Origin of the sequence: Candidatus Ruminimicrobium bovinum (assembly GCF_902760015.1) — a bacterium.
In the GTDB taxonomy this organism is placed as follows: domain Bacteria; phylum Elusimicrobiota; class Endomicrobiia; order Endomicrobiales; family Endomicrobiaceae; genus Ruminimicrobium; species Ruminimicrobium bovinum.
On the sequence record NZ_CACWEU010000059.1, the window covers coordinates 1 to 5,255 of the forward strand.

Annotated in this window: 2 protein-coding genes and 1 pseudogene; all 3 read left to right on the forward strand. The window is 26.2% G+C overall.

Annotated features, from left to right (window positions below):
• The first annotated feature begins 258 nt into the window (after positions 1-258).
• Complete coding sequence (locus tag ACMUOV_RS02090) at positions 259-3,909, forward strand: SNF2-related protein (RefSeq protein ID WP_413853320.1); 3,651 nt, start codon at positions 259-261, stop codon at positions 3,907-3,909.
• The gene (locus tag ACMUOV_RS02095) at positions 3,893-4,141 is read left to right on the forward strand and encodes a hypothetical protein (RefSeq protein WP_413853322.1); all 249 of its coding nucleotides are present in this window, start codon (positions 3,893-3,895) and stop codon (positions 4,139-4,141) included. The genes ACMUOV_RS02090 and ACMUOV_RS02095 overlap by 17 nt, the downstream gene beginning before the upstream one ends.
• Before the next feature lie 29 nt (positions 4,142-4,170).
• A pseudogene (locus tag ACMUOV_RS02100) lies at positions 4,171-5,255 on the forward strand (type II restriction endonuclease); the annotation flags it as partial.

Consider the following 5,255-nt stretch of genomic DNA (forward strand, 5'->3'; position numbering starts at 1 on the left):
AAAATGTAGTCATATAAATATTATGACATTTTTAGACATCAAAAAAAATTTTCACCGTCGGAAAAATTACTTTTTGATGTCTTTTTTTGTTCAATAAAGTGGCAAACTTCGGAAATTCTTTGATTGTAACCCAACGACAACAACAAAATAAACACCAAAATCCGACAACCCCTTGTCGGAATATTTTTATAAGATATTTTATAGTAAATATCGGTTAAATTTAGTAAAATACTAAAAATCTTATAAAGGGAATAAACAATGTCCGAATTTAAACTCATAGATAACAAAAGAATATTTTTAGCAAATGTTCTAAGAAGTGTAGCTCCAAATCATAAATTTTTAAGTGTTGCTACAGGTTATTGGGATTTAGAAGGAACATTAGAAATAATAGAGCAGATAAAGGATTATAAATCAATAAGACTTTTAATAGGTAAAGAACCTTTATCAAAATATAATCAAAAAGCATATAACATACAGGAAAATTTATTTCCAGACGATGATATAAGTTTTGATTTAGCAGAAACCCCAACTAAAATAAAAGACGAATCTTACATATCTCAATTAAGACAAACATCAAAAATAATAGCAGATTTATTAGATAAAGAAATATTGAAAGTAAAAGTTTTTAGAAAACCATTTTTACATGCTAAAACTTATATTTTTGGTAATAAAGAATCTTCTAATGCAGTAGGTATTGTAGGTTCAAGCAATTTCACAAAAGCTGGATTGACAAATAATGCAGAACTAAATACATTTGAAGATGATTATAGAATTGTTACTTTTCAACCTCAAGCAGACAATCAAGGTCATGGACATTTAAGTTGGTTTGACGAATTATGGAAATCTCCTGAAGCTATAGATTGGACTGGTGATTTTACAAAAATATTAAGAAATAGTCCTGTTGGAGATTTAACATTTGGTTGTTATGATGTGTATATAAAAACATTGATGGAATTGTTCCCAGAAGAATTAGAACAAAAACAAATTCTCAAACAAGATATAAATGATGTTTTATATTCTTTTCAGAACAGAAATGCTTGTTTATTGCTTTCTAAATTGGAAAGAATGGGACTTGCTATGTTATCCGATTCAGTTGGATTGGGTAAAACTATAACAGCAGGAGCAGTAATAAAAACTTATGTTGAAAAAGGTGCTAAAAGAATAATAGTTATAGTTCCAGCTTCTTTAAAACAACAATGGGAGCAAGATTTAGGAGAACATTTTAAATTAACAGAAGGTGTTGAATATAAATTAGTATCTCAGCAAGATGTTAATAAAATAGAAGAAATGATTGAGTGGAATAAAAAGCCATGGATAAGGCCTGTAGATTTATTTGTTATAGATGAGGCTCATAATTTAAGAAATAAAGGTAGTGAGAGATATAAAAAAATTCTTGAATGGTTACAATTAAACAAAGATTCAAAAGTATTACTTTTAACGGCTACTCCAGTAAATAATGGTCTTATGGATTTAGCCAATCAGATACAACTTGCTTCCAAAGGAGCATTAAAATCAGTATTAGTTGAATATAAAGAAAACAGAGATAAAATAATATATATTGATTTTTTCGAATCACTAAAGATAATACAAAGCAGGATAAATAAAGCAGAAAAAAAAGGAAATAAAATATTACAAGAAGATTGGGAAGATATTCAAAAGACAGTAGCACAAGGAGTATCTTATTATTTGGTTAGGTCAACAAGACAAGGTGTTGAAAACGAAGGTGGAATTATATCAAATGATGGAAATAAAAAAGTATTTCCACAAAGTTCAGTTAAATCAATAGAATATGAATATTCTGAAGATATAACAAATTTAATCTCTACGAAAATAACTGAAAATTTAAATGTATTTGAAAATATTAATCCTAAAAAAATAAATTTAGATGCCTTTTCTGAAATAACACAACAATCTTCACATCCGTTAGATTTTATAAAACAATCCACAAATACTGAAGATTATATAGAAATAAGTCCTTTTGATGAAACAGCTAATTTAGAAATTTTTAATAGAATTCCAGAAAGTGAAAAAACATTGTTATCCGACAATGAAATTAAAGATATAATTACTAACATATTTCAAATAGTAAACTTGTTAGGATTTGTTCCATATAGACCTGAAATCTACCAAAATCAAATATACGGAAAATCTATAAAAGAAATATCAGAATTATTGTCTATTAAGAAAAGTGAAGATATTTTTAGAATTAGAACTCAATTAGCAGTTCATAATATTTTGCATATAACATGGCTTAAGAGATTGGAATCCAGTTCAAAAGCATTATTACAAAGTATTTTAAATTACGAAAGATATTTAAATAAATTTTACGACTGGTTACAAAAAGGATATATTGTTTCTTTAAAAGATATTTCTTTATTAGAAAATTTTTATGGTGATGATATAGAGAAAGCATTTGAAGATTGGGAAAATTATGATTCAGATAATGAAGATATGAAAAAAGGTGTAGAGAAGAAAGAAGCGGATGCAAATATCTATAACCTAAAAGCTATGAAAAAAGATGTAAAGAGAGATATTAAAATAATAGAAGTTTTAAAGAAACTCCTAACAGAATTATCAACTCCTAAAAATAATGGTAAATTATTGAAATTTGTTAAATTGTTGAAGGCAATAGACAATAATAAATTCGGAAAAAAAGTTTTAGTTTTCAGCTTTTTTGCAGATACAATAAATTATTTAAAAGATAGTTTGCCCAATTTATTGAAGAATGAAATACCAAATTTTAATGAAGAATCTGGCTTTATATCTGGACAAACAGCCCATTTTAATGATGTCGTTAATAAATTTTCTCCTAAATCAAAAAAATACAACCTTAAACCAGGAGAAAAAGAAATCAATTATTTATTTGCTACAGATGTTCTATCTGAAGGTCAAAATTTACAAGATTCAGCAGTATTAGTTAATTATGATTTGCATTGGAATCCTGTTAGAATGATTCAAAGAAATGGAAGAATAAATCGTTTAGGGTCAGAATTTGAAGAAGTTTTTATAGCGAATATGAAACCTATAAAAAATTTGGAACTATATCTTAATCTTGTTAGAAGATTAGAAAAAAAGATTGATACTATAAAACATACTGTTGGAACAGACCAGTCTGTATTAGGTGAAAAAATAAATCCTATAGAATTTATAGAACAAATTTATAGCACAGATTTTGATAAAGTAAAATCAGTTATGTCGGAATTAGAAGAGCAAAACGATATTCTTTCATGGACAAACAATTATGTTTTTGACCTTAGAAAATTTTTAAAAGACAATGAAAACAACAAAAAATATATCAAATATATACAAAAAATCCCTTTAGAAAAATGGAATTATTTACCAGATGAAAATAAAACAAAAGCAAAAGATATTTTTTCTTTAGCATTAATTAGAACTTTAGGAAAAACTTCAATAACTAATAAAGAAATAAATGAACTCTTTTTTGCGGGAATTAACGAGCAAAATCAAGCATTCTCTATGGAAAGAGAAGAATCTTTAGGTATTATAAAAACTACTTCAGATAATAATACAAAACACATTGATAATATTAAATTACAAAGATATTTAATCTCCAGATTAGCAAAAAAAGTAACAAAGGATAAAGCAGAAAAGCCAAATATATATAATTTTACACCGAGTCAACTAAAAGCTATTATCGCTTTACAACAATTTTATCCGAATATTTCATTACAACATGAATTGTCAAAGGGAATACAAAACTCTGCACAAGTTACAAAAATAACACAGATTTTAAGAAAAGTTAATAATGAAATTAAAGAAAAAAATACAGTATCTTTATCTACTTATAAAGAATTTGATATATTGTTCAATGAAATTTGTAATTCACAAATTGAAGAAAAACAAATAACAGATACGATAGGAGTATTATATTATGCCTTCAAACATTAATACTTTTCCTAAAATAAATGAGTTATTAAATTTATTATATAATGAAAACGATAAATTAAAATCTTTAAAATATGCAATAGATTTAGCAAATCAATTTATATTAGTATTAGACGATAGTATTGAGTTAAAATCATCTGAAGATATTTTGATTGATAACAAAACAGTTCATTTCCAAAATCAGAAATTGAAACATGGTTCAATAAACACCCGCATTACCCGCAAGACAAAGTAGCTATAGTTCATTTTGATGAAAAAGATAAATTGTTTGAATCTAAATTTTATTGGCTTAACGAAACATCGACAAAAGCAAGAATCAGTGCAGGTGTTATGCTTACTCCTAATTGGGAAGATAATGATAGCACAAGAAATTCTAAAGATTATAAAGTAGGTATAGATTTCTTTTTTACAAACGATTTAAAAAGTTTGCTTATAGTTTTATCAAATAATGGAAATCTTAGAGTATTAGAATTATCACATCATCTTAATAACACTCAAATAGATATACTAAATTCCATATATGGAGTAGGTAAGGAATCATCCCAAGAAGTAATACATAAAATATTATGGGATAGTTTTGCATTAAAAGAAGTAAATAAAAAATTCTTTGAAGGTGTTGCTGGATTATTTACGGAACTTTTTAATTTCTTATCCAAAACTAAAGATAAACAAGATTCAAAAATGTTTGCTAATCGTCTTATAGGAAGACTTTTGTTTATATGGTTTTTAAGGAAAAAAGATTTAATTAATGAATCTGAAAATTATTTTAAAATAGAAGAAGACTCTACAAATTATTATCAAAATAAATTAAAGCCATTGTTTTTTGAAACTTTAAATACCCAGATACAAGATAGAACAACTACAGATAAAAAAACTCAGTATTTAAATGGTGGACTCTTTGATATTCATATAAATGATTGGTTCGAAGAAACTATAAAATTTCCAGATGGTTGGTTTTGTAGATTGTATGAACATTTTGAAAAGTTTAATTTTACTACCGATGAATCAACTCCAGAATATGAACAAGTAGCTGTTGACCCAGAAATGTTAGGTAAAGTGTTAGAAAATTTACTTGCTACTCTTGATGCCGATACAGGAGAATCTGCACGAAAGGCAAAAGGAGCATATTATACTCCAAGAGAAATTGTAAGTTATATGTGTAAAGAAAGTGTTAGGCAATATCTATATAAAGTAATAGGTAATCCTGCATATAATGATGGAATAGATAAATTATTAGATGAATCTGATGCTCAATATGAAACAGCTCATACAAATGCGAAAAGAAACTTATGGGGCTTACAAAATGAGAAAGAAATATCAACAAAAATACTGACTGCTATAGATAATTT